Here is a 4,784-nt window from a genome sequence, read left to right on the forward strand (position 1 = left end):
GAATACTGACAAGGGTTTTGGTGGCATCACCCAGGAGGCGCGATCGCGAATTAATGCTGATATCCTCGACAAGGGAATACTGACAAGGGTTTTGGTGGCATCACCCAGGAGGCGCGATCGCGAATTAATCAAGAAAACGTTTCCTGTCAATCTGCTATCTTTAAGTCAGCCAGAGTCGTCCTCCTGCCAAGAAATCACCCTGACGTCATAAAACGTTTCGATCCAAACCTTAGCACCACATCTGGGACTATCCGGACGATAAACAACCCGGCATCCTCCCGGTATTTCCACCTCATGACCATAGACATTCCTATTGCCAGTTTGGGTCGCCTTCTCCTTTGCTCCAATCAGAGTTCCGGGGTCGCACCACTTCTTCACCGTAATCACTGGCTGGTGTGAGTTATGTTTTTGATTCTGGCGAATTCTGTGTGAATTAACGTGAATGATAGTTTTCGCGGGCTTTCTGGGATTGCGCCAACGCGGAGACGGACCTCTTTTCCCTCGCTGAATCAGTGGTTTGCCATTAAACAGAGGCATTAACCACATCCTCCCGGTCTTGTAAGCGCCTTCCACTCTACCCTGGAGCAGCAAGACTCTCAGTCGAGCCGTAGAGATATTTAAAATTTTAGCCGCTTCTGTTGTACCGACAATCATGTTAACTATAAGGAATTCGTAATAGTTTTGAGTAAGTTACGTTTCTATAATTGAACAATTCCCCCCAATTTACTTTTACAGCTCTTGGCGCTGTAATAAAGTACAGTAGATCACAATTGGACTCAACCGGGCTTAATTCCACGAGATCCAGCACGAGGCGATCGCGTGGAAACGCACGATTACAGTCAAGTCGATGTCATTGTCGCCGTGCGTCGGTTTGATCACCGCCCTAATATCCCACGTTACCCCTACCTGAACAAACCCGCGACTAAACTTTATAATGCTTGGCTAGCAGGAGTTCCGGCAGTGTTGGGGGTTGAATCCGCCTATCAAGCGGAACGAACATCTCCCCAAGACTATCTGGAAGTCACCTCTTTTGAGGAAACCCTTTGCGCCTTGAAACGATTAAAAGGCGATCGCCGGTTGTATCAAGCGATGGTGAATCAGGGACAACGTCGCGCTTCTACAGTACACCCTTGTGCAACTACGGCAAAGCAATGAGTAGGGGCTTGGTAACCAAGCCCCTACTATTTACTCAACGTCAAATAAACTGCCCAAATTGCCATCGCCCGCAGATAATGACCTGCCCGAAATGTACCAACAGGTGTAATCGCTTCTGGGGTGCGGAATTGTAACCCATTTTCATAGACTTGTCTCACCACTGATTCTGTCACCTTTAATGCTTCATCCTTCATTCCCAATTGAATTAAAAATGCCGCTAGTCCAAAATTAATCCCTGTCCACACTTCTAGGGGATGCGTCGCATCGGGATATTCGGGAGAACCGTCAGGTTTTACGCCATTGGCTGCACCAAATTGGGCATTATGGAACTTGAGAAAACAAGACTCGTAAACCGTTTTTAATGCCGACTGGGTACATTCTGGGGGAACAATATCTGGTAATCCTAATAACTTGGCATAGAACTGACCACAGAGTTGATCTGCCATCACCACATCGGAATCACTGTCGCTATCCAGGCGATAATATTGACCATTCCAGAGTTTTCGGTGATAAATTGGTTTTGCCTGTTGTAGCCATTGCTGATAGTTTTTCAGGGTTTGTTGAATCACTTCTGGATCAGGTAGATCAATGGAAAAAACTAGGGTGTAGTTGTCCAAGAGAATTTGGGCGATCGCGCTTGCTGCTTCTAAGGCGGCTAACCATAGTCCACCACAGTACGCGCTGACTCCCCGCAACTGCCAATCATCAAAGGTCTGATCCGGTGCGCCGGAGTTTTCTGGAATCCCATCACCATCGTGATCAAAGGTTTTCAGATACGCCAGCGCCCTGACAATGGCTGACCAACATTCGGCTAAAAATTCAATATCCTTTGACCCCGTAAATACAAAAGTCCGATACACCTGCAATACAAAATCACAGGGTAAATCTTTCCATTGATTGCAATCTTGATAACTGGTATAGTTAGTTTTTTCCCAAGGATGTTCATTAGCTGCGCCTAAATCATGAGGTGTCGCATTAGCTGCTTTGCGAATTGCTGTGGCTTGATTGTAGCCAATAATTCGAGGCGTATCATCACTGGTAGGAATTGCCCGGGCAAAGGCTTCCAGTACCGCTTTATCCAATCGCGACCACAGCATCGCCAGGGCAAACGACCCATACAGCCGCACATCTAAACTTTCGTACCAACGATAATCCAAGGATTCCAAAACCCCGAACTGACCCACCGGATCACCTTCATCGGCGGCACTCCAAATTGTCCCCCCAGCCGATAACAAATACAGTTCATTAAACAGCGCCATTTTGAACCAATTGGGTAAATCCTGACGTTGTAAAATTGGATTTTGCCAAGATGAAATTCGCTCTTGCCAAAGATCAGAATGTTTAAGGGCGGTGCGAACCATTGACCAGGAATTATTCCCGGTGCGCCCAAAGAAATCGGTATAACGGCGATAATATTTAACCCCAGCCGAAAACTCGGTTACCGGAAAATCCCAAGCCAGGATAAAGGGGATTTTCCGGGTTCTACCTGGGCGCAGTCTTACCCGTACCGCGATCGCACCAGCAATTTGTTCTCCAGGTTCAGCAGGGGTTTCGTCTTGCACATCACTGAGACTCCCGTCACTGGCAAAGGTATTCCACACCTGTGACCCATCGCCTGTGGGGTTCCAGCGACAGTGATAGAATACCTCCTGACTGGGATTCGTCACCGTGGCAAAACAGAGTTGTCCTTCGCCTTCTTCAATCTCATCCCGCAACCTCACCCGATCTAACAGACAACCCACGCGAAAATTATCCACAATCCATTGATTATAATTCCCGGTGCTATTTCCCCAACGCGGTTGATACTCGTAAACTGGACTCCCATCATCCCGTACCTGAACTTGGGGATGCTTAATCGCGTTGGTAAACCAGCCCACCATATTCTGCCAGGTGAGCATAATACTTAAGGTAATCGGTTTATCCGTGGGATTATGGGCAGTCCATTCAAACACCGCCACCGGATAACTGCTTTCCTGATAACAATCCGCCCAAATTGGGGAAAACTGTTGACAGGTTAATTCCGTTTGAAATACATTCTCGTAGACAAACCAACTGCGGGGATAAAGGGCGTGATAGGTTCCCGTTGGTAGAGACGTTGCATGCAACGTCTCTACATTAGGCGACGTAGGATACCATTGCCATTTGCCCAGGCTGCCATCCTCTGGGGGTTCAGTACAAAGGGCATAAGCTTGGGCGTCTTGGTTTTCTGGCTGTTCAAAGACGCTAAACTGACAAGCTGGCAAAGATTTAAAGGTATGTTCTCCCCCATCCAGATGCCATAGATTAAAATCTCCCCGTGGCGATCGCCCCAAACAACCTGCGCCAAATCCGCCCAGGGGCATACCATGCCAGGGTCCATCATCCAGATTACTGGCATAGCGTACAGTATAGGGATTTTCCCAGCCCTGTCCAATCGGACGTTGCCAGGTACAATCGGGGATAGTTGGGCGCGGTGGTTGATAGATCATGCTTTCGATCTTACGGCTTAGTGGGTCGCTGGGACTATTTTGGATCAATCTCACATCTTGCACCATTCTCCAGGAAAACAAGGATATCCTGCGATCGCACTTATTGCTTTAAACGTTTAAAAGTGGATAGTTGACAAGCCGCTTGGGCTTTATCCTTCAGCTCTCCCGGATTTAGGGTGGAACTCCTGTAGATGAGACGCTGAGACGTTAAAATACTGACGATACAAATTGCAGCTAGGCAGCACGCGATCGCCTCGTACATGCACTAATCCCATGGTCTGTAATTGTAAGGCTTGCTCCCATTCTAATTCCACAGGTGTTGGCGAATTTGTCACTTGGGTAAACGCGGCGTAAAGTTCTGGGTACTGTCGCAGATTCGATAATTGCTCAGACAAGTATTCGCTGTAAATTCTGACGTTTATGGTATACTTAGCCAACAACTCTTCTAGGAGAAAATCTTGTTGCCAGATGTGATAAAGTGCCGTTTGGAGCAAATAGGGATGACCTCCAACTAGAGACATTAGCTGTTTGATCTGATCACTATCCCAATTGAATCCATACCGTTGCACTAAATCTTGTACCTGATTCCTGCTAAATTCTGGCAACCCAATTGATAGTCCCACATTAAACGATGAGTGATGAATCATCAATGGCATATAAACTTCTGTTAAATAAACAACGACTAACCGCAGTTTTTCCCAGACTTGGCTTAGACTGTTTCCGTACTTAGCTTTCTCATTCCAGGTTCGCAACAGGCAAAAAAAATTTGAGGCAATTTCCGGGTATTGAAAAATTACCTCAACATGATCTAAACCAATGACTATAGGACTGTCAATTTCTGACAACAGATAGTTCTCAAAGTAATCCGTACTACTGGATTTGCCACCCAACATAGTATCCCAATAATCAGCCACCTGATTCGGTAATCCTAAGCTTTTACCAATGCTGGCGCAGAACCTCTTAAGTACGGGAGAGTTACTCCTTCTCCAATTTTGAATACTCTTTCTTCTCATCCACGATTTCTCCCGGCAAAAAGTGTATCCAAGTCTCAAATCAAATTTAACCACGATCGCCCCAGCACTAAGCCGTGAACTCAAGTTCCGGCTTAAAGCTAAAACCCGTTAAAACGGGTTAAAACGTCTAGTCAGCTTTAGCTGACTT

General features: G+C 46.6%; 4 protein-coding genes. 1 reads left to right on the top strand and 3 read right to left on the bottom strand.

What is annotated here, in order from left to right; translation table 11 throughout:
- Nucleotides 1-165 precede the first annotated feature (165 nt).
- Nucleotides 166-654 (bottom strand): DNA-binding protein, encoded by a 489-nt coding sequence (locus tag ACLFWI_RS26940; RefSeq protein WP_446415478.1) that lies wholly within the window; start codon nucleotides 652-654, stop codon nucleotides 166-168.
- A gap of 165 nt (nucleotides 655-819) precedes the next feature.
- Here ACLFWI_RS26940 and ACLFWI_RS26945 point away from each other — a divergent pair, with 165 nt between their 5' ends.
- On the top strand, nucleotides 820-1,155 hold the full coding sequence (locus tag ACLFWI_RS26945; RefSeq protein WP_446415479.1) for a hypothetical protein: 336 nt from the start codon (nucleotides 820-822) through the stop codon (nucleotides 1,153-1,155).
- Between the two features lie 26 nt (nucleotides 1,156-1,181).
- On the opposite strand, the gene ACLFWI_RS26950 is transcribed toward ACLFWI_RS26945, so the two are convergent.
- Nucleotides 1,182-3,623: a GH116 family glycosyl hydrolase gene (locus tag ACLFWI_RS26950; RefSeq protein ID WP_446415480.1), complete on the bottom strand. Its 2,442-nt coding sequence runs from the start codon at nucleotides 3,621-3,623 to the stop codon at nucleotides 1,182-1,184.
- Between the two features lie 149 nt (nucleotides 3,624-3,772).
- On the bottom strand, nucleotides 3,773-4,636 hold the full coding sequence (locus tag ACLFWI_RS26955) for an AAA-like domain-containing protein (RefSeq protein WP_446415481.1): 864 nt from the start codon (nucleotides 4,634-4,636) through the stop codon (nucleotides 3,773-3,775).
- Between the last annotated feature and the right edge of the window lie 148 nt (nucleotides 4,637-4,784).

It is taken from the genome of Coleofasciculus sp. (assembly GCF_046539235.1).
GTDB lineage: Bacteria > Cyanobacteriota > Cyanobacteriia > Cyanobacteriales > Coleofasciculaceae > Coleofasciculus.